The following is a 20,334-nucleotide window of genomic DNA, read 5'->3' as shown; positions in this document are numbered from 1 at the left end:
TGCTACAAAAACGGTCAGACCGTCAGGGCCTGCCCACTCATGGCCAGGTCCAGCAGCTCACGGTTGGCAACGGCGTACATGGCGTAATCCGTGCCGCTTGCCGCACGAAGCTCGACCAGCATGGCACGCCAGCGTTCGACCATCAGCGAGTGCTGCTCCAGCCACAGGGCCAGACGCGCATCGATTTCCGAAGGGCCGTCAGCCATTTGCAGGACCGACACGGTGATCGCCCGCTGTTGCCAGTCGACATCGTCACGGAACGCTTCACGCGCCAGGGCCTGCCAGTTGTTTTCCACCGGCAGGCTGCTGATCTGTTGCAAGTACCAGGTGATGTCCAGCGCGCTGCCCACGGCAAAGTACGCCTTGGCCACATCGGCAGCATTCTGGCCGGTCACGTCGGAGGCTTCGATGATCGGCAGCAGCGTGTACAAGTGTGTCGTACCCGCCACCATACGCGCCAGCAGTTCCGGCACACCGGCTTCGACGTACGCCTGATAACGTGTCTGCCAGATCTCGCGGGTCGGGCCTTCCAGCAGTTCGTCAAGCTTGAGACCCAGTGCAGCGAGGTGCGGACCGAAGTGCGCCACGTCACGACCAGCGTCCAGCTCGTTGCGACGGCTGCGCAGGAACCAGCGTGTGGCACGACGCCCCAGGCGCATGAGCTCATCCATCAGCGCCAGCTGGATTTCGGCCGAAACCTTGTAGTCCAGCGCCTCGATCTGACGGAACCAGTGCGGCAGGTGGAAGATGTCACGCACGATCACGTAGGCACCGGCCACCGCAGCAGCGCTCATGCCGGTCGACTCCTTGAGCCGCTGCACGAAGGTAATGCCCATGTGGTTGACCAGATCGTTGGCGATCTGCGTGCTGACGATCTCGCGCTTCAGGCGATGGCCGCGCATGGCCGTCGAAAACTTGGCGCCCAGCGACGGCGGGAACGCGGTTTCCATATCACGTGCCAGATAATCGTCATCCGGCACACGGGATTCCAGCAACGCTTCCTTGAGGTCGATCTTGCTGTAGGAGATCAACACCGACAGCTCGGCACGACTCAAGCCCTGCTTGGCCGCAGTCCGCTCGGCGATCTGCTCTTCAGCAGGCAGGAACTCAATGGCACGATCAAGCTTGCCACGCGCCTCCAGGTCACTCATCAGGCGCTTGTATTCGGCAATCCGCTCGTAAGCACGACGGGCTGCCAGCGACAACGCCTGGGTCTGCTTGTAGTTGTTGCCCAGCACCAGGTGGCCGACTTCGTCGGTCATGCTCTCGAGCAACTGGTTGCGCTGCTTCTCGGTCATATCACCGGCCTGCACCACCTCGTTGAGCAGGATCTTGATGTTCACTTCGTGGTCGGAGCAGTCCACACCACCGGCGTTGTCGATGAAGTCGGTGTTGGTCGCGCCGCCATTGAGACCGAACTCGACACGGCCCAGCTGGGTCATGCCCAGGTTGCCGCCCTCGCCCACCACCTTGCAGCGCAGCTCGTTGCCATCGACGCGCAGTGCATCGTTGGCCTTGTCGCCCACATCGGCGTGCGACTCTTCGCTGGACTTCACGTAGGTGCCGATACCGCCGTTCCACAACAGATCGACCGGCGCCTTGAGCAGCGCATGCAGCAGTTCGGTCGGGGTCAGCTTGTCGGCCTTGATGTCGAAGCGCGCCTTCATCTGTTCGGTGATGGCGATACTCTTCAGGCTGCGCGGGAAGATCCCGCCGCCGGCGGACATGATACTGGTGTCGTAGTCGGTCCACGACGAGCGCGGCAGATTGAACAGGCGCTGACGCTCTGCAAAGCTGCTGGCCGGGTCCGGATTCGGATCGATGAAGATGTGCAGGTGATTGAACGCTGCGACCAGCTGCAGCTTGTCAGACATCAACAGGCCGTTGCCGAACACGTCACCGGCCATGTCGCCGATACCGATCACGCTGATGCTGTCCTGCTGCACATTGATGTCGCGTTCGCGGAAGTGACGCTGCACGCCCACCCATGCGCCCTTGGCGGTGATGCCCATCTTCTTGTGGTCGTAACCGGCAGAACCACCGGAAGCGAAGGCGTCACCCAGCCAGAAGCCGTAGTCGATGGCAATGCCGTTGGCGATGTCGGAGAACGTCGCCGTGCCCTTGTCGGCGGCCACCACCAGATACGGGTCATCATCGTCATGACGCACGACGTTGACCGGCGGCACCAGTGCGCCTTCCTTGAGGTTGTCGGTGATGTCCAGCAGCCCGGAGATGAAGATGCGGTAGCAGGCGATTGCCTCGGCCTGCACTTCGTCGCGGTTGCCGGTGGTCGGCAGACGACGCGGCACAAAACCGCCCTTCGCGCCGACCGGCACGATGACCGAGTTCTTCACCTGCTGGGCTTTTACCAGGCCCAGCACTTCGGTACGGAAGTCTTCTTCACGATCCGACCAGCGCAGGCCGCCACGCGCCACGTTGCCGAAGCGCAGGTGCACGCCTTCGACACGCGGCGAGTAGACGAAGATTTCAAACTTGGGCACCGGCTTTGGCAATTCGGGGATCAGGCGCGGGTTGAACTTGAAGCTGAAATAGCCCTTGCTCTGCCCGTTGGGATCAGCCTGATAGAAGTTGGTCCGCAGGGTGGCCTTGATCAGGTCCAGATAACGACGCAGGATACGGTCTTCGTTGAGCACCTGAACGTCGTCCAGGGCAGTCAGAATCGCCTGTTCCAGACGCAGCTGCTTGTCATCCAGATCGTCGGAACCCAGCTTGCGCGCCAGATAGAAGCGGGTCTTGAACAGACGCGTCAGCTCGCGGGCGATGTCGGTGTGGTTGTTCAGCGTGCTGGCGATGTAGCCCAGATCGAAACCCAGACGAATCTGCTTCAGATAGCGCGCATAGGCACGCAGCAGCGCAACGTCGCGCCAAGGCAGTCCGGCAGTCAGCACCAGACGGTTGAACGCATCGTTTTCAGCGTCGCCGCGCACGATATGTACGAACGCATCCTGCAAGGTGTCATTGAGCTGTTGGATATCGAGGTTCAGACCTTCGCCATAGGTAAAGGCGAAGTCATGAATCCAGAATTCGCGACCATTGGCGTGGTGCAGGCGGTACGGGAACTCGCCCAGTACACGCAGACCGAGGTTTTCAAGAATCGGCAGCACATCGGACAGTGCCAGCGGCGTGTCGGCGTGATACAGCTTGCAATGCAATTGCTGGCGGCCACCGGCCAGTGGCTGATAGAAGCTCATCACCAGCGGATTGGCTTCGTTCAGGCTCAGCACGTGCTGCATGTCGACCACCGCCGAATGCGCAGCAAAGCGCTCGCGGTAGCCGGCCGGGAAACCTTTCGGGAAATCGGCCAGCACGTTGGTGCCGTGGGCCTCGCCAAAGCTCTCGACCACCAGACTGGCGTAGTCGTCTTTCCACGAGCGGCAGGCCTGAATGACTTCGTTTTCCAGCTGGGCAACGTCGATGTCCAGATTGACCTTCGGATCGACCCGCAGGATCAACTGCACACGCGCCAGCACCGATTCAGAGAAGAACGTCCAAAACTCGCAATCGCTGGCTTTCAGGCGATCCATCAATACCTGCTGGATCTTCTGGCGTACTTCGGTGGAGTACACGTCGCGCGGCACATAAGCCAGGCAGTAGCAGAAACGGCCGTACGGGTCCTTGCGCAGGAACACGCGAATCTTGTTGCGTTCCTGAATCTGCACGATGGACATGACCGTGGTGAACAACTCGTCCACCGGCGTCTGGAACAGGTCGTCACGGGGCAGCACTTCGACGACCTGCGCCAGTTCCTTGCCCAGGTGCGCCTTGGCGTCGAAACCGGAACGGCGCTCGACTTCTGCGACCTTGCGACGGATGTACGGGATCTGCCGTACGCTCTCGCCGTACACCGACGAGGTGTACAGGCCCATGAAGCGACATTCCTTGATGACCTTGCCCGAGGCGTCGATCTGCCGGATCGACACGTAATCCGGGTAGGCCGGACGGTGTACGCGGCTTGGATGCGCAGCCTTGGCAAACGACAGCAGCACCGGCTCTTGCAGGTATTTCACTGCATAGTCTTCGATGTGCAGCTCTTCACGGGTCAGGCCCGGGCGCAGCAGTCGGGTCAGCCCCAGGAAGGACGACTCATCGTAGACCAACTGGCCGCCTTCGGCGTCGTTGCGTACTTCAAACTCTTCGTAACCCAGAAAGGTGAAGTGGTTATCTACCAGCCATTGCAGGAAGACCTTGATCTCGGCCTTCTCTTCGACGTCGGTGTTGGACTCGTTGGCATCGATACTGGCCAGCAGCTCGTGCAGACGCGCTTTCATCGGCCCGAAGTCTTCGACGGCAGCACGCACCTCGCCCAGCACCTGCTCCAGCTCGCGAGCCAGCACATTCAACTCGCTGACGTTGGCGCAGCGGTCGATCTCCAGGTACATCAGCGATTCCTGCAGCACGTCCTCGCCGGTGGTGCCCTTGGGCAGCAGCTCCAACAGTTCGCCAGCAGCGCCCCGACGTACGCTTAGTACGGTGGTCTGCAGGGTGTGGATGCTGTAACCGCGACGGTTCAGCTCGGTACGCACGGAGTCGACCAGAAACGGCAGGTCGTGATGCAGCACTTCAACGGCAGTATGAGTCGACTGCCAGCCGTGGCGCTCGTAATCAGGGTTGTAGACCCGGACCTGCGGGTGAGCATGTTCGAAACGCTCCAGCAGGCGCCACGCGGACAAGGTGCAGCCTGCCAGGTCGGACAGACGCCGCTGGGTGAGTTCGTCGAGGGAAATGATGCCGAAGAATTGCTCGGCAAACAGCGCCACTTGTGGCAGTGCCTGTTCGCTGATGTGCTGAGCCAGTGCCGCTTGCAGTTGATGCTGAAAGTCGGCCTTGCTGGCTGCGGTGAAGAACGCCATCTGTGGTACTCCGCTTTGGCTTTTATTGGGGAGGCTTGAAGAAGGTGTTGCGACCGGTGTGCCCTTACATTCAATTGCGTGGGCATAACCTGGTCGAGTGTAAAGCTAAAGTACTAACGCGCGCTGTGTCAGGGTAGTCACATTTGAATGCGGGAATAAAAAAGCTACGCGCATCCGACACCGTACACCACTCGTCTGTCATGCAGCTTAACGAGAGCTGACGGCGAGCTGCTTACGAGGCTGCGACATATTCGGTCATCAGGTCGCGTTAAAATGCGCACGATGGTGCCAACATCTCCCGACAAAATTGACTCGGGACTGGCAAAATCCACCTCACGCCTCAGCTGCTTAGACCCGGAGTTCCACCATGCAAATCAAGACCGCCAGCCTCATCGCCAACCCGTGCGACGACGAATACGACGACATGGCACTGCTTTGCTGCCACGCAGAGAACGGCGTGCTGTTTTCCCTGACCCGCTTTCCGGACGAGAACGAAGTGGAAATCACTGTCAGCGATGAAAAGTCACTGAATGTGTCCAGCCTGAAAGTCAGCTTCAGTGCCGAGCGCCTATTGGTGGAAATCACCCCGGAGGACGCGAAGCAGCTCGATGGCCACCATCAGTATGAAATTCTCCACAGCACCGACGCAGGCGAGCTGCAGGATGTTCACCAAACGTTACAGATCATTCTTGAAAACGTGGGCGAGTACACCAGCACGATCAGTTAACGGGCAAAACCGCTAGAGTGAGTACTTCGCCTTACAGGAGTCCGTTATGAACCGCATTTTCGATGCCCACTGTCACATCATCGACCCGCACTTCCCGCTGATCGCCAATAACGGCTACCTGCCGGATCCATTCGGCGTCGGTGACTACCTTGCGACAGTCCAGCCTCTGGGTGTTCAGGGTGGCGCGGTAGTGTCCGGCTCCTTTCAGGGCTTTGATCAGGGTTACCTGCTTGAGGCGCTGCGCTTGCTGGGGCCGGGCTTCGTCGGTGTCACTCAACTGCCCGCCAGCGTCACTGATACAGAACTGGACACCCTCAATGCCGCAGGCGTGCGCGCTCTGCGCTTCAACCTCAAGCGCGGCGGATCGGAGCAGCTCGACCAGCTGGAAGCGCTGGCCGTGCGGGTCCATGAACGCGCAGGCTGGCATTCGGAGCTGTACATAGACTCTCGAGAACTGGCAGAAATAGAAACCCGCCTGCTGAAACTGCCAGCGATCAGCATCGATCACCTGGGATTGAGCGCCGAAGGATTGCCCGTGGTGTTGCGTCTTGCCGAGCGCGGCGTGCGAGTCAAGGCCTGTGGTTTCGGTCGCGTCGACTTCCCGGTGCGCGAAGCGCTCAGGGATATCCATGCCGCCAATCCGAATGCGTTGATGTTCGGCACCGACCTGCCCTCCACGCGGGCACCCCGTCCTTTTCAGCCTGACGATATCGAATTGCTGATCGACGCACTGGGTGAAGGCGGCGCCCTTCAGGCGTTGTGGAGTAATGCTGCGGACTTCTATCGGCTCTAACCCTGTCGCACTCGACGGCATGACCCCATCGCCCTACACACTTGAGCACAGAACATGTAGGGCAATTCCGAGTTAAATGACGTATGCGTCTCTAAATGCAATAAAAAACGCGGTAGTCGTTAGTCGATACCTGCCTGGATGGATTAAAGTATCGCCCCCAGCTCAGCAGTCACCAGACACAGCTGATCACCCTGCCAGGAACCGTCACCGATGGAACATCGTGAAGCGCTGATTGCGCTGCGAACCTTTCTTTCAACGCAGATCCTTGGCCAGGAAAAGCTGATCGAACGCCTGCTTATCGCCCTGCTTGCCGACGGTCACATGCTGGTCGAAGGCGCACCCGGCCTGGCCAAGACCAAGGCCATCAAGGAACTGGCAGAAGGCATCGAAGCCCAGTTTCACCGCATTCAGTTCACCCCCGACCTGCTGCCCGCCGACATTACCGGTACGGAAATCTATCGCCCGGAAACCGGCAGCTTCGTGTTTCAGCAAGGGCCGATCTTCCACAACCTGGTGCTGGCCGACGAAATCAACCGTGCGCCGGCCAAGGTTCAGTCGGCGCTGCTCGAAGCCATGGCCGAACGGCAGGTCAGTGTCGGGCGCAGCACCTACGACCTGTCGCCGCTGTTTCTGGTCATGGCGACCCAGAACCCTATCGAGCAGGAAGGCACCTACCCGCTGCCCGAAGCCCAGCTCGACCGCTTTCTGATGCACGTCAAGATCGGCTTCCCGGATGCCGCGGTCGAACGCAAGATCCTGCAGCAGGCGCGTGGCGAAGCCCTGAATGGTGAAACCAAGCCGGAACGCCGGGTCAGCCAGCAGGCGATCTTTGCCGCACGCAAGGAAATTCTCGGCCTGTACATGGCCGATGCGGTCGAGGAGTACCTGGTGCAACTGGTCATGGCCACCCGGACCCCGGCCAAGTTCGACCCGGAGCTGGCCGAGTGGATTGCCTACGGTGCCAGCCCGCGTGGTTCCATTTCGCTGGACCGCTGCGCCCGCGCACATGCCTGGCTGGCCGGACGTGACTTCGTCAGCCCTGAAGACATTCAGGCAGTGCTGTTCGATGTATTGCGCCACCGGATCATCCTGTCGTTCGAAGCCGAAGCTGCCGGTATCGATCAGGATCGCGTGATTCAGCGCATCCTCGACGTCGTGGCCGTCGCCTGACCCCATGCAACCCTACCTGATCCCCCAGCCGGGCATCCGCGTCAGCCTCAGCGAGCTGATCGAGATGCGTCATCGGGAGCGGGAAGTGCAACTGTTCTCCACGCCCAGCCAACGCAGCCCGTTGATCGGCCTGCACCATTCCAAACTGCGCGGGCGCGGCGTGGATTTCGATCAGGTGCGGGTCTATCAGGCAGGCGACGATGTGCGCAGCATCGACTGGCGCGTAACCGCACGCACTCAGGAGCCACACACCAAGCTGTTCCACGAAGAACGCGAGCGGCCGATTTTCATTCTGGTGGAGCAAAGCCGTCGATTGTTCTTCGGCTCCGGCCTGATGTTCAAGTCGGTACTGGCGGCCCAGGCTGCCGCGCTGATCGGCTGGGCCGCGCTGGAGCACAACGACCGGGTCGGCGGGCTGGTGTTCGGCGATAACGAGCACTACGAGATCAAGCCCCGACGCAGCAAACAAAGCCTGTTGCAATTGCTCAACCGATTGGTGCGAGTCAATCAGTCACTGCACACCGAGATCCCGGCAGACCGCGATGCCTTCGGCACTGCGCTGCGTCGCGCCCGGGAAGTCCTGCGCCCTGGCAGCCTGGTCATCGTGTTGTGCGACGAGCGCGCCCTTTCAGATGCTGCAGAGCAACAGTTGAGCCTGCTGTCACGCCACAGCGACCTGCTGTTGCTGCCATTGTCCGACCCACTGGACCGCGCGCTGCCCGCTGCGGGCCTGCTGCGCTTTGCCGAGCGCGGCGCGCAACTGGAACTCGATACCCTCAACCCCGAACTGCGCCGCGCCTACCGGCAACAGGGCGAAGACCGCTCTGCGCGCTGGGAATTGCTCGCGCAGAAGCTACGGGTGTTGCTCATGCCCTTGAGCACCCAGGCGGAACTCGTTGAACAACTGCGCGAATACCTCAACGCAAAGCGTCCGGTGAAGCGCAAATGAATCCGCTCGAACAGCTCGAGCCGCTGATTGCTCCCGAGGCCGTCGGCTTCTGGCCGCTTGCCCCGGGGTGGTGGCTGCTGCTGTTGCTGATCCCGGCAGCGGGCTGGGGCCTGTGGCGTTTGCGTGTGCTGCTGCCAGTCAAGGCGCGCAAGGTTCGCAGCGAACAACCGCTGGACCCGGTTCGCCTCGCCGCCCTGGCGGAACTCGCCAGCTTGCCCAAGCCCTACGATGGGGCCCCGGCAGGTGCCTGGCTGCAGCAGATCAACGGCTTGCTCAAACGCCTGTGCCGCAACCATTATCCGCATAGCCAGAGCCACACACTGAACGGCCGCAAATGGCTGGCGTTCCTCGACAACCGCTGCCCGGCGGCAGGCCTGACGCGCTGGATGATTCTGGTCGAAGGTGCCTACAAGCCCGAGTGCAAGCTGGACGACAAGGCCATCACCGGGCTGACCCAGGCGGTCGATACCTGGATCCGCAAACATGTTTGAGTTCGTCTGGCCCTGGGTTTTCGCCCTGCTGCCGCTGCCGTGGCTGATGCGCGCCCTGCTGCCCATGGCCGACAGCGGCGAGCCGGCGCTCAAGGTCAGTTTTCTCAGTGAACTCGAAGGGCTGAGTGGACGCCGCGCCAAGGCCAATCTGCCGGTCTGGAGACAGCGTGCGCCCTTTCTGCTCATCTGGCTGTTGCTGTTGATTGCCACCGCGCGACCGCAATGGCTGGGCGAGCCATTGCCAGTGGCTGCCAGCGGGCGCGACCTGCTGGTGGCGGTCGACGTGTCCGGTTCCATGGACTACCCGGACATGCAGTGGAAAAGCGATGAAGTCAGCCGATTGGTGCTGGTGCAACAGTTGCTCGGTGACTTTCTGGAGGGCCGCAAGGGCGACCGGGTCGGTTTGATCCTGTTTGGCACTCAGGCATTTGTCCAGGCACCGCTCACCTATGACCGGCGTACTGTAAGGGTCTGGCTTGACGAGGCAAAAATCGGCATTGCAGGCAAGAATACCGCGCTTGGTGATGCCATCGGTCTGGGCCTGAAACGCCTGCGCCTGCGCCCGGCCACCAGCCGCGTGCTGGTGCTGGTCACCGACGGTGCCAATAACGCCGGTCAGATCGATCCGATCACTGCCGCGCGGCTGGCTGCCGAAGAAGGCGTAAAAATCTACCCTATCGGTATTGGCTCGGACCCCGACAAGGACGCGCTGCAAAGCGTCCTCGGCCTCAATCCGAGCCTTGATCTGGACGAGCCGACGCTCAAGGAAATTGCCAGCCTCAGTGGCGGCCAGTATTTCCGTGCTCGCGACGGCGATCAACTGGAAAAGATTCGCGCCACCCTGGACAGCCTGGAGCCAGTTGCCCAGCAGCCCACCCAGGCGCGTCCGGCGCAGACGCTTTATCAATGGCCGCTGGCGACAGCCCTGCTGTTGAGCGTGCTGCTGGTGCTGCGTGAACTGTGGCCAAACAATGCGCTGCAACGCCTGCTGACTGTCGTGCGTTCCGTCAACTGGCGTGAGCGCGTCAAAAGCCTCTGGAGGTCGCGATGATCGCCTCTCTGTGGCCCCACTGGTTTCGCCCCGAATGGCTGCTGATCCTGCCGTTGCTGGCGCTGTTGATCTGGCGGCTCTGGCATCGGCAGAAACGCGCCGGGCGCTGGCAAATGCTTCTGCCGACCCATTTTCATGCCGTACTGCTCAACGGTGGGCGCGGCAGCAACAGCAAACTGCCGTGGGTCGCACTCGGGCTGGCATGGCTGCTGGCGCTTTTCGCGTTGCTGGGCCCCAGTTGGCAGCGCGTCGAACAGATCAGCCAGAAACCGGTCGATCCGCTGGTGGTGATACTTGAACTCACCCCGCAGATGCTCGCCACCGACACTGCGCCCACCCGTCTGGAACAGGCGAAACGCAAACTGCTGGACCTGTTGCAAAAGCGCAGCGATGCTCAGACCGCCATCGTCGTCTATGCGGGCAGCGCGCACACGCTGGTGCCGCTGTCAGATGACCTGGTCACCAGCCATAACCTGCTGGAAGCCATCAGGCCGTCGATCATGCCCATGACCGGCCAGCGTGCCGATCTGGCGGTCCAGAAAGCCCTGCACCTGCTGAAACAGGGCGCACTGGGCCAAGGGCGGATTCTGCTGATCACCTCTTCCCTGAGCGAACAGGAACGTCAGGGCATCCGCGCGGCGTTGCGCGGGCAATCGCCGCCGTTGCTGATCCTTGGCATCGGCACGGCTGACGGCGCGCCGGTCATGCAGGAAAACGGCAGCCTGCTCAAGGACGATCAGGGTGCGATTCTGGTATCGCGCCTGGACAGCAACAGCCTCAACGAATTCGCCGATCAGGTCGGCGGCAGCTATCGTCAGGCACGAGGCGATGAAGAAGATTTGCGCAGCCTTGGCCTGCTGGCCAGCCCTAAGCACATGAGCAGCGACGGGCAAGTCGTGCAACTCGATACCTGGGCCGATCAGGGGCACTGGTTCCTGCTCCCGCTATTGTTGATAGCAGCCCTGGCTGGTCGGCGCGGCTGGCTGTTCTGTCTGCCGCTGCTGTTCATGTTTCCGCAGAATAGCCAAGCGTTCGAGTTTCAGGACCTGTGGCTGCGTCCCGATCAACAGGGCCAGCGGCTACTGGAGCAGCATCGGCCAGCCGAGGCCGCACAACGCTTCGAAGACCCGCGCTGGAAAGGCGTGGCCTTTTACCAGGCCGAAGACTATGTCAGCGCCGCCCAGCAGTTTGCCGAAGGCAACAGCGCCGCCGACCATTACAATCGCGGCAATGCCCTGGCGCGCAGCGGCGAGCTGGCGGCAGCACTGGATGCCTACGAACAGGCCCTGGACCGCCAGCCCGAGTTTCCCGCCGCACAAGCCAACCAGGCACTGGTACAAAGCCTGCTGGACAAGGCCGATGTCCAGAAGCCTGCCGAGGATGAGCAGAACAAGGCCGATCAGGGCGAAGAAGGCCAGCAAGCGTCACAGGACCCCAACAGCAGTGCATCGCCAGCAGATCAGAACCCGTCCCGCTCGGATCAGCCCGGCACCAGCGAGAGCCTGCCGCCAGATGTCAGCGGTCAGGCCACCTCAGGCGAATCAATGGACGACGAGCAAACCACCCGCCCACCGCTCCAGGGCGCAGACGCCCCTATCACTGGCGAGCGGCGCCAGGAACTGGAACAGTGGCTGAGGCAGATTCCGGATGATCCGGGCGAACTGCTGCGGCGCAAATTTCGCTACGAACAGCAACATCAGGAAAAGACCCGATGAGTCGCGTGTACACCTTATTGATCGGCGTGCTGCTGAGCCTGATCAGCTTGTCACTGCAGGCTGCGCAACTGACCGCCAGCGTAGACCGCACGCGCCTGAACGCCGGGGAAACTGTCGAGTTGACGCTGGAAACCGACGATGTCACCCAGTTTGGCAAGCCAGACATGAGCGCTCTGGAGAGCAGCTTCGAGGTGCGCGATACGCGTCAGCTCAACAGCCTGAAAACCCTGGACGGCAGCAGCCAGGCCACCACTCGCTGGATCGTCACCCTGCTGCCTCGCGAGACCGGCAGCGTGTTGATCCCGTCGTTGCAACTGGGTGAGCTGAAAAGTCAGCCACTGACGCTTCAGGTTCTGCAAAGCGAGCCCCAGGACCCAGGCAGCCATCTGGCGTCGATCTTCATCGAAGCGAGCCTCGATCAGGACAGCGTCTATGTTCAGGCCCAGGCCGTGCTGACCCTGCGCGTCTACCACTCGGTGTCGCTATTCGATGACAGCAGCCTGAGCCCCTTGCAAGTGCCGGACGCACGGGTCGAAAAACTGGGTGATTCGCGCACCTACGAAAAGCTGATCAATGGTGTGCGTCATGGCGTGATCGAAACACGCTACGCGATCTATCCGCAGCAAAGCGGCGTGCTGAAGATACCGGCACAAGTATTCAGCGCCACACTGGTGCAGACACCTGCCGAAGGCTCGCAAGGCCAGGAGGCCAACCCGTTCGGCCCGCAACCAGGCCGTTCGGTGCGGGTCAAGTCCGCCGAAGTGCCGTTGACCGTCAAACCCAAGCCCGCCGACTACCCGGCTGATACTCCTTGGTTGCCGGCGCGCAGTATCAGCCTTGAAGAGAGCTGGAGCCCGGAGCCCGGCACTACGCAAGTCGGCGATTCACTGACCCGCACCCTCATACTCAAGGCCGAAGGCCTGGCCGGTGCGCAACTGCCACCCTTGCCGCCCACCGAAGTGCCCGGCCTGCGGCGTTACCCGGATCAGCCGCAGCTGCGCAACCTGCCCAGTGAACGCGGCCTGATCGGTACCCGCGAAGAACGCGAGGCACTGGTGCCCGGCCGGGCCGGGGCAATCGACCTGCCTGCGGTTGAAGTGACCTGGTGGAACACCCGCGAAGATCATCTGGAGCACAGCAGCCTGCCCGCGCGCACCCTGCAGATCAGCAGCAACCCCGGTCTGGCGGTGGACACACCGGTGAACAACGACATGAGCGGTGTGACCGTGATCGGCCCGCCAGTCTGGCCGTGGCAGATGAGCACATTGCTGCTGGCCTGCACCACTCTGCTCGGTTTCGGCCTGTGGTGGCGCGCCCGTGGACAGCCGGCAATCGCCCGGGCCGTGCAGACCGGGCCCAGCCCGCGTACCGTACTGGATGACCTCAAGCGCGCCTGCCTGGCCAACGACCCTCAAGGCACCCGTCAGGCACTCGACGCGTGGGCACGCCAACAGCCGGAAACCCTGGCCGAAATGGCCGCGCGTTTCGTGCCGCTGTCCGATGCTCTGGACGGTCTCAACGGTGCGCTGTACAGCGAAACCGGCAAGCTGTGGCTGGGCGAGGATCTCTGGCGCGCCGTGCGCAAGCTGCCCGCCGCCGAACATATCAAGGACCCGGCAGGCGATGCCGGGTTGCCACCGCTGTATCCAAAATAAGGATGCAGCTCAGGCAACCCCCCTACACGACAAGGTAAACCAATGCGTCTGTTTCACACCTCTGACTGGCACCTGGGTCAGAACCTGCACGGTCAGGAGCGGGATTTCGAACACGCCTGCTTCCTGACCTGGCTGCTGGCCCGTCTGGCCGAACGAAAACCTGATGTACTGTTGATCGCGGGCGACATCTTCGACACCGTCAATCCGCCGGTCAAAGCGCAGGAACGCCTGTACGACTTCATCGTCAACGCCCATGAACGGCAGCCGCTGCTGACCATCGTGATGATCGCAGGCAACCATGACTCCGGCTCTCGAATCGAGTTGCCAGCGCCCCTGATGCGCCGTTTGCGCACCCACGCACTGGGCAGGGTGATGTGGCTGGACGACGGTGTGCTGGATGCCGAACGCCTGCTGCTACCGTTGCCGGACGCCGAAGGCAACGTCAAAGCCTGGTGCCTGGCGCTGCCCTTCCTGCGCCCTGCCGAAGTCACCGGCCCGACACTGGGTGACGACTACCTGCGCGGTATTGGTCGGGTTCATGAGTTGCTGATCGAAGCAGCCAACCTCAAGCGCCAGCCAGGTCAGGCATTGATCGCCATCAGCCACGCACACATGGCGGGCGGCTCGGTCTCGGAAGACTCCGAGCGCAGCCTGATCATCGGCAACGCCGAAGCACTGCCGGCCAGCCTGTTCGGACCGAGCATCACCTACGTCGCGCTTGGCCATCTGCACAAGCCACAACGGGTCAACGGCGAAGAGCGCATTCGCTACAGCGGCTCGCCGATTCCCCTGTCATTTTCAGAAATCAGCTATCAGCACCAGATTCTCGAGATCATTTGCGACGGTGAGACGCTGACCAGTGTCGAGCCGTTGCTCATCCCTCGCGCCGTCAACCTGCAACGCCTGGGGCCTGCGCCCTTGGCCGATTTGCTGGTACAGCTCAAGGCGCTGCCGGACATCGACCTGCTTGCCGACCCGGACCGCCAGCCGTGGCTGGAAGTGCGTGTGCGTCTGGATGAGCCCCACCCGGACCTGCGCAACCAGATCGAAAACGCACTACAGGGCAAGGCCGTGCGGCTGGTGCGCATCGGTGCCGAATACGCCGGTAAAGGCAGCGCGGACGGCAGCGAGGGTGACGCCACGCTGATCGAACTGGACCAACTCACGCCTCAGGAACTGTTCAGCCGTGCCTGGCAGGACAACTTCGGCAGCGAGGTCGACGAACAGACGCTGACCGATTTCGCCACGCTGCTGCGTGAAGTCCAGCAGGAGAGCGAACAGCCATGAAAATCCTTGCCATTCGCCTGAAAAACCTTGCCTCGCTGGCCGGGCCGTTTGAAATCGATTTCACTGCCGAGCCGCTGGCCAGTGCCGGCCTGTTCGCCATCACCGGCCCGACCGGAGCAGGTAAAAGCACCCTGCTCGATGCCTTGTGCCTGGCACTGTTCGGTGCGATTCCGCGGCTGAGCAATATCGGCCAGTCCAAGGTCCCGGACATCGATGGCGACATCACCACCAGCGACCCGCGCACCCTGCTGCGGCGGGGCACGGGCAGCGGTTACGCAGAAGTAGACTTTATCGGCATCGATCAGCGGCGTTATCGCGCGCGCTGGGAAACCAACCGCGCACGCGACAACGCGACCAAAAAGCTGCAGGCCAGTCGCCAGACCCTGACCGACCTGGACAGCGAACAGGTGCTCAGCAACCAGAGCAAGCGTGAATTCGAGCAACTGATCGAGCAGCGTCTGGGGCTCAACTTCGAGCAGTTCACCCGTGCCGTGATGCTTGCCCAAAGCGAGTTCAGCGCCTTCCTCAAGGCCGACGACAAGGAACGCAGCGAACTGCTGGAGAAGCTGACCAATACCGCCATCTACAGCCAGCTCGGGCGGCGCGCCTACAGCAAGAGCAAAGAGGCCGAGGAAGCGCTTAAAACCCTCACAGCTCAAGCCAGCAACATCGTCCCGCTGGCTCCGGAGCTGCTGGCCGAACTGGAGCAACGCCTCAGCGATGCGCAGCAGCAACTCAAGGCACACCAGACACAGCAACGGCAACTGGAAATCAAACAGCAGTGGCTGATCGAGCTGCACCGCCTGCGCGACGAACAACTTGCCGCTCAGGACGCGATCACCCGTACTCAACAGGCCTGGGACGACCAGAGCGGAGCACGTCAGACCCTCGGCCAACTGGAACGCCTGGGCCCGCAACGCCACCGTTTCACGCGTCGGGTCACGCTGAACGCCCAGCTCAACCCGCTGGCGGAACAGATTCTTCAGTATCAGCAACAGCAGGCTTCGCTGCAGGATCAGCAGCAACAGCTGGAGAGCCCCCGCACCCAGGCGCACGCCAGTCTGCTGGCGGCCCAGCAAACTCACAGCACCGCCAAGCCGCTGTTGCAGCAGGCTTTTGACACACAGAACACGCTGAACCACTTGGCCCAGGAACTGGCCAAGGTGTCTGACCTGCATCAGCAAACCGGACAGCTTTGCACTGAGAGTCAGGCCAGCCTGCACATTCTGCTCGACCAGCAGCGACAGGTTTCGCAGCGCCTTGAACGTATTGCCGAGCAACTGGAGCACAGCAGCGAACTGGCTCCGCTGGCTCAGGCCTGGAGCGCCTGGCGCGACCGCCTGAAATCCCTCACGCTGATCGCCAACCGCCTCAAGCACGGCCACAGTGAGCTGCCGGCACTGCAGCAACGTGCCAGCACGGCTGACCAACAGTTGACCGAGCAACGCAGCGCGCTGGAATTGCTGTACCGCGAAGCCGATTGCGAAGTGGATGCGGTGACTGAACAGGTACAGATTCTCGGCAGCCTGCTGCAGGACAATCGCAAGCAGCAACGCGCATTCGAAGACCTGGCCCGTCTGTGGGCCAGCCAGCAGGACGTAGACCGGCAACTGGTCGATCTGGCGCAGCAACAGCAAAGCGCTCAGCAGCAACGCGAACAGCTCAACAGCGAAGGCATTCGCGTTCGTGATGAACTGACCGTCGCCGAACAGACCCTGACCGTTACCCGGCAACTGCTGGAACGTCAACGCCTGGCCCGCAGCGCCAGCGTTGAAGAATTGCGCGTCCAGTTGCAGGACGACCAGCCCTGCCCAGTCTGTGGCAGCATCGAACACCCTTGGCATCAGCCGGAAGCGTTACTGGAAAGCCTCACGCAACATGACGACAACGAACAGGCCAGCGCGCAGAAGGCGGTGGACCATCTGGCCGAACAGCGCAACCAATTGCGCGAGCAGGTTGGCGGCGTGATCGCCCGCCAGAAAGAGCTGCTTCGCCAACACGAGCAGCTCACCCTGCGCCATCAAGCCCTGGCACCGGATCTGGAATCTCATCCACTCGCGGCTCAATTGCTCGACCACGACCCAGGCAAGCGTGACAGTTGGTTGAGCCAGCAATTGAATAACCTGAGCGAAGTCATCACCCGTGACGAGCAACGCCAGGAAGCATTGCTGACCCTGCAGAAAGACGCCGCACGCTTGCAGCAGCAACTTCAGGCAGCCACAGAAGCCAGTCAGACCGCGGCGAGCCATGTTGCCGAGCAGCTCAAGCAGCTGGATGTCGACAGGCAGCGGCTGGAAGAAGAACTGAGCGCATTCACGCCGCTGGTCTCGCCACACGTGCTTGAGGGGCTGCGCAGCGATGCATCGGCAACGGTGATGCAACTTGAGCAGCAGGTAACTCAGCGTCTGGATCAACTTGAACAGCAACACGAAGAGCAGCAGGAGCAGAGCGAGCGCCAGCAGAAGATCGAAAAGCAACAGATCGAGCAGCAGACTCGCCTGCACCGCCAGACCGAACTGGCGCAGGAAGTCGCCCGGCTCGGCGAGCAACAACAGGCCAGCCAACAGGCACTGACCGGCTTGCTGGGCGAGCATGCGACTGCCGAGCACTGGCAACAGGCGCTGGAAAGCGCCATCGAGCAGGCCAGGCAAACCGAAAGCTCGGCCGCCGAGGCTCTGCAGCAGATTCAAAGCCAATTGATCCAGCTGGCTGCAGAACTCAAGTCCGCCCAGCAACAACAGCAATCCTTACAGCAGGAACTGGCTGAGCTTGATGTGCAGATCAGCGAGTGGCGCGGCCAGCATCCCGAGCTGGACGATAGCGCGCTCGACACACTGCTGACTTACGATGACGCGCATGTCGAGCAACTGCGTCTGCAGCTGAACGCTACCGACAAAGCCCTGGAACAGGCAAAAGTGTTGCTACAGGAACGCGATCAGCGCCTGCAACAGCATCAGGCGCAACACAGTGACCTTAACGACAGCACGCAACTGGCGGCAGCGCTGCAACATGCCCAGGAGCAGTCCGCGCTCGGCGAGCAGCAATGCGCCGACCTGCGTGCCGAACTCAGCGAAGATCAGCGCCGCCGCAACGCCAACAGCGAACTGCAGGCGCGCATCACCGACGCCAACAACGAATACCTGCGCTGGGCACGCCTGGCATCGCTGATCGGCTCGGCCGAAGGCGACAAATTCCGCAAGATCGCTCAGGCCTACAACCTTGACCTGCTGGTCCATCACGCCAACGCGCAGCTCCGGCAGCTGGTGCGTCGCTACCGCCTGAAACGCGGCGGCAGCATGCTCGGCCTGCTGGTTATGGACACCGAAATGGGCGATGAACTGCGCTCGGTTCACTCGCTGTCGGGTGGCGAAACCTTCCTCGTTTCGCTTGCACTGGCGCTCGGCCTTGCCTCAATGGCATCCAGCACCTTGCGTATCGAATCGCTGTTCATCGACGAAGGTTTCGGCAGCCTCGACCCGGAATCGCTACAACTGGCAATGGACGCACTGGACGGCTTGCAGGCACAGGGCCGCAAGGTCGGCGTGATCTCCCACGTACAGGAAATGCACGAGCGGATTCCGGTGCAGATCAAAGTGCGTCGTCAGGGGAATGGGTTGAGCACAATCGAGGTGGGTAACTGAAAGACCTGTGACGCGGAACGTGAGGCACGGCAGTTGACTATTATTCCTCACGCTCAGCGTGGGAATGCCGTTCTGGACGCTCTGCGTCCGCTCTTGAATGTTGTGCCATCAGCGCTTTCGCGAACAGGCTCGCCTGGCAGTCTCCTGCTTTTGATTCTGCCCGGGAGGGCGTAGGAGCGGACCGGGCGACGCTTCGCTTGTTCGCGAAAGGGACGTTAAATTCAGAGAAAATGTAGCGCCCGAAGTACCGCCTTCGCGAACAAGTTCGCTCCTACGCCCGCTGGGCAGAAGCCTCGTTTCCAGGCGTGGATGTGCCGCCGCCACCAGCGCTTTCGCGAACAGGCTCGCCTGACATTCCGTGCATGGTCTGCCGCGCAGTGGGCAGTAAGTCGCAGGGACCTGTGTGGGCGAACATGCTCGCGAAAGCGTGACGGCTAATGAATCATTGAGCGGATCTGTGATCCAGCGCTGCGTAGAAATTAGCGCTCTGTTGCAGGTATTTGGTGGTGTAGGTCTGAGTCGAGTGGGCTTTCTTGTCGTTCACTTCGACGCTGGCGCTGGCCGGGAGAGCGACGCTTGCCGAGATAGCAGATGCAGCGATGATGGAGAAAAGATTGAAATTCATGTCGGTCACCCCTCTTGTCTGTCTGTACGCTGGTTTGAAGTCCTGACCGTTATGGCCGTGACTCAAACTTACGCCCGAGGGTGGTTCAGCAGAAATCTTTTGTAGCACTAACCCATATCACCAAGAATGATAACGGCTCCAGCCCTTGTATCTTGCGGGCTGGAGCCTTAGCAGCCTACTTGTCAGTCAGAAAACGCAGATAAGAAGGTGAATCTGCATCAAATTTCTGCACCGTCTCACCGATCTTTCCGCTCTGGGGATCGCGGCGCAGGGTCACGATCTGATTACTCTTCTGATTGGCGAACAGCATGAACTTGCCGGTCGGGTCAAAGGCGAACTCGCGAGGTTCCTTGCCTTCCAAAGAACGACGCTGAATTTCTTCCAGCTTGCCGCTGGCCTGATCGATACGGAATACCACGACCTGATTCGCGTCACCACGATTGGTCACGTACAGAAACTTGCCATCCGGTGAGGTGTGCAAGGCGCCGCCACCGTTTTTCTCCTGCACGCCTTTGTTCTTCATATCAACCAGTTGGGTCTGCTTGAAGACGCCGTCATGGTAGTCAAACACCGCGACCTGCGCCGTCATCTCCAGTACCAGCCAGGCATGCTTACCATCAGCACTGAACAGCGTATGACGTGGCCCGGAGCCGCCCGGCAACTGCACGGTCGGCTCCTTGGCTGGCTGCAGTGGCTTGGCCTGGCTCGCGTCGTACTGATAAACAAACAGCTTGTCAGCGCCCAGGTCGGCAGTCACTACGTACTTGTCATCCGGGGTCGGCACGGCCAGGTGCACATGGGACGACATCTGACGCTCACTGTTGACCTTGCTTCCAGGACCCAGCGGCAGCACCTGAACGGCTTCGCTCAACGTACCGTCCTTAACCACAGGCACCACGGTCAGCGCGCCACCCGGTTCAGGGTTCACTGCGTAGTTGGCAACGAACAGATAGCGCCCGTCATAGCTCAGGCTGGAGTGCGTCGGTTCTTCACCGCGGCTTTGAACCTGATTGATCGGCGTGATCCGACGGGTTTTCGGGTCGATTGCAAAGCTGCTGACCTTACCGACCACGTCTTTTTGCCCAGGGCCGTTTTCATTGACCGCGAACAGATAACGCTGGTCTCTGGAGACGGTCAGCCATGACGGGTTTTCGGTTTTGACCACTTGGAGCGGCTTGGCGTCGATCATCCCGGTTTCGCTGTTGAAGGCAAAACGATAGATCCCTTCACTCTTGCCTTGCGTGTAGGAACCTATCAGCAATTCAGTATCGGGCATGGCTTGGGCCTGCAGGGTAAATGCGCTCATTGCACTGGCAATCGCCAGCCACGGCAGAAATTTATGGGGCATGGGGGCATCCC

General features: G+C 61.3%; 13 protein-coding genes. 10 read left to right on the top strand and 3 right to left on the bottom strand.

Annotated elements, in window-relative coordinates:
* Positions 1 to 14 precede the first annotated feature (14 nt).
* Complete coding sequence (locus RGM3321_RS12300; RefSeq protein ID WP_244393271.1) at positions 15 to 4,871, bottom strand: NAD-glutamate dehydrogenase; 4,857 nt, start codon at positions 4,869 to 4,871, stop codon at positions 15 to 17.
* A 367-nt stretch (positions 4,872 to 5,238) separates the two neighbouring features.
* Between RGM3321_RS12300 and RGM3321_RS12295 the strand changes: the two genes are divergently transcribed.
* The 10 genes from RGM3321_RS12295 (at position 5,239) to RGM3321_RS12250 (ending at position 18,350) form a co-directional block, all read left to right on the top strand.
* Positions 5,239 to 5,598: a hypothetical protein gene (locus RGM3321_RS12295; protein ID WP_244393270.1), complete on the top strand. Its 360-nt coding sequence runs from the start codon at positions 5,239 to 5,241 to the stop codon at positions 5,596 to 5,598.
* A gap of 46 nt (positions 5,599 to 5,644) precedes the next feature.
* On the top strand, positions 5,645 to 6,391 hold the full coding sequence (locus RGM3321_RS12290; protein WP_244393269.1) for an amidohydrolase family protein: 747 nt from the start codon (positions 5,645 to 5,647) through the stop codon (positions 6,389 to 6,391).
* A gap of 210 nt (positions 6,392 to 6,601) precedes the next feature.
* Positions 6,602 to 7,561, top strand: a complete 960-nt coding sequence (locus RGM3321_RS12285; protein WP_002554476.1) for a MoxR family ATPase — start codon at positions 6,602 to 6,604, stop codon at positions 7,559 to 7,561.
* A gap of 4 nt (positions 7,562 to 7,565) precedes the next feature.
* Entirely contained in the window at positions 7,566 to 8,510 is a 945-nt protein-coding gene (locus RGM3321_RS12280; RefSeq protein ID WP_244393268.1) for a DUF58 domain-containing protein, read from the top strand.
* The gene (locus RGM3321_RS12275; protein ID WP_244393267.1) at positions 8,507 to 9,001 is read left to right on the top strand and encodes a DUF4381 domain-containing protein; all 495 of its coding nucleotides are present in this window, start codon (positions 8,507 to 8,509) and stop codon (positions 8,999 to 9,001) included. Before RGM3321_RS12280 ends, RGM3321_RS12275 begins: the two co-directional genes overlap by 4 nt.
* On the top strand, positions 8,994 to 10,052 hold the full coding sequence (locus RGM3321_RS12270) for a VWA domain-containing protein (RefSeq protein WP_002554479.1): 1,059 nt from the start codon (positions 8,994 to 8,996) through the stop codon (positions 10,050 to 10,052). Before RGM3321_RS12275 ends, RGM3321_RS12270 begins: the two co-directional genes overlap by 8 nt.
* Positions 10,049 to 11,767, top strand: coding sequence for a VWA domain-containing protein (locus tag RGM3321_RS12265; RefSeq protein WP_244393266.1), 1,719 nt, complete (start codon positions 10,049 to 10,051; stop codon positions 11,765 to 11,767). Before RGM3321_RS12270 ends, RGM3321_RS12265 begins: the two co-directional genes overlap by 4 nt.
* The gene (locus RGM3321_RS12260; protein WP_244393265.1) at positions 11,764 to 13,422 is read left to right on the top strand and encodes a BatD family protein; all 1,659 of its coding nucleotides are present in this window, start codon (positions 11,764 to 11,766) and stop codon (positions 13,420 to 13,422) included. Before RGM3321_RS12265 ends, RGM3321_RS12260 begins: the two co-directional genes overlap by 4 nt.
* Before the next feature lie 42 nt (positions 13,423 to 13,464).
* The gene (locus tag RGM3321_RS12255) at positions 13,465 to 14,709 is read left to right on the top strand and encodes an exonuclease SbcCD subunit D C-terminal domain-containing protein (RefSeq protein WP_244393264.1); all 1,245 of its coding nucleotides are present in this window, start codon (positions 13,465 to 13,467) and stop codon (positions 14,707 to 14,709) included.
* Positions 14,706 to 18,350 (top strand): AAA family ATPase, encoded by a 3,645-nt coding sequence (locus RGM3321_RS12250; protein ID WP_244393263.1) that lies wholly within the window; start codon positions 14,706 to 14,708, stop codon positions 18,348 to 18,350. Before RGM3321_RS12255 ends, RGM3321_RS12250 begins: the two co-directional genes overlap by 4 nt.
* A 442-nt stretch (positions 18,351 to 18,792) precedes the next feature.
* On the opposite strand, the gene RGM3321_RS12245 is transcribed toward RGM3321_RS12250, so the two are convergent.
* Entirely contained in the window at positions 18,793 to 18,975 is a 183-nt protein-coding gene (locus tag RGM3321_RS12245; RefSeq protein ID WP_244393262.1) for a hypothetical protein, read from the bottom strand.
* A gap of 175 nt (positions 18,976 to 19,150) precedes the next feature.
* Complete coding sequence (locus tag RGM3321_RS12240; protein ID WP_244393261.1) at positions 19,151 to 20,323, bottom strand: lactonase family protein; 1,173 nt, start codon at positions 20,321 to 20,323, stop codon at positions 19,151 to 19,153.
* Between the last annotated feature and the right edge of the window lie 11 nt (positions 20,324 to 20,334).

This window comes from Pseudomonas sp. RGM 3321 (genome assembly GCF_022836805.1).
GTDB lineage: Bacteria > Pseudomonadota > Gammaproteobacteria > Pseudomonadales > Pseudomonadaceae > Aquipseudomonas.
This window is presented reverse-complemented; position numbering and strand designations above follow the sequence as displayed.

Excerpts from the sequence above, each read along its gene's own strand:
- RGM3321_RS12240 (WP_244393261.1), bottom strand. The coding sequence starts at position 20,323 with ATGCCCCATAAATTTCTGCCGTGGCTGGCGATTGCCAGTGCAATGAGC.
- RGM3321_RS12265 (WP_244393266.1), top strand. The coding sequence starts at position 10,049 with ATGATCGCCTCTCTGTGGCCCCACTGGTTTCGCCCCGAATGGCTGCTG.
- RGM3321_RS12295 (WP_244393270.1), top strand. The coding sequence starts at position 5,239 with ATGCAAATCAAGACCGCCAGCCTCATCGCCAACCCGTGCGACGACGAA.
- RGM3321_RS12290 (WP_244393269.1), top strand. The coding sequence starts at position 5,645 with ATGAACCGCATTTTCGATGCCCACTGTCACATCATCGACCCGCACTTC.
- RGM3321_RS12300 (WP_244393271.1), bottom strand. The coding sequence starts at position 4,871 with ATGGCGTTCTTCACCGCAGCCAGCAAGGCCGACTTTCAGCATCAACTG.
- RGM3321_RS12245 (WP_244393262.1), bottom strand. The coding sequence starts at position 18,975 with ATGAATTTCAATCTTTTCTCCATCATCGCTGCATCTGCTATCTCGGCA.
- RGM3321_RS12275 (WP_244393267.1), top strand. The coding sequence starts at position 8,507 with ATGAATCCGCTCGAACAGCTCGAGCCGCTGATTGCTCCCGAGGCCGTC.
- RGM3321_RS12255 (WP_244393264.1), top strand. The coding sequence starts at position 13,465 with ATGCGTCTGTTTCACACCTCTGACTGGCACCTGGGTCAGAACCTGCAC.
- RGM3321_RS12285 (WP_002554476.1), top strand. The coding sequence starts at position 6,602 with ATGGAACATCGTGAAGCGCTGATTGCGCTGCGAACCTTTCTTTCAACG.
- RGM3321_RS12280 (WP_244393268.1), top strand. The coding sequence starts at position 7,566 with ATGCAACCCTACCTGATCCCCCAGCCGGGCATCCGCGTCAGCCTCAGC.
- RGM3321_RS12250 (WP_244393263.1), top strand. The coding sequence starts at position 14,706 with ATGAAAATCCTTGCCATTCGCCTGAAAAACCTTGCCTCGCTGGCCGGG.
- RGM3321_RS12260 (WP_244393265.1), top strand. The coding sequence starts at position 11,764 with ATGAGTCGCGTGTACACCTTATTGATCGGCGTGCTGCTGAGCCTGATC.
- RGM3321_RS12270 (WP_002554479.1), top strand. The coding sequence starts at position 8,994 with ATGTTTGAGTTCGTCTGGCCCTGGGTTTTCGCCCTGCTGCCGCTGCCG.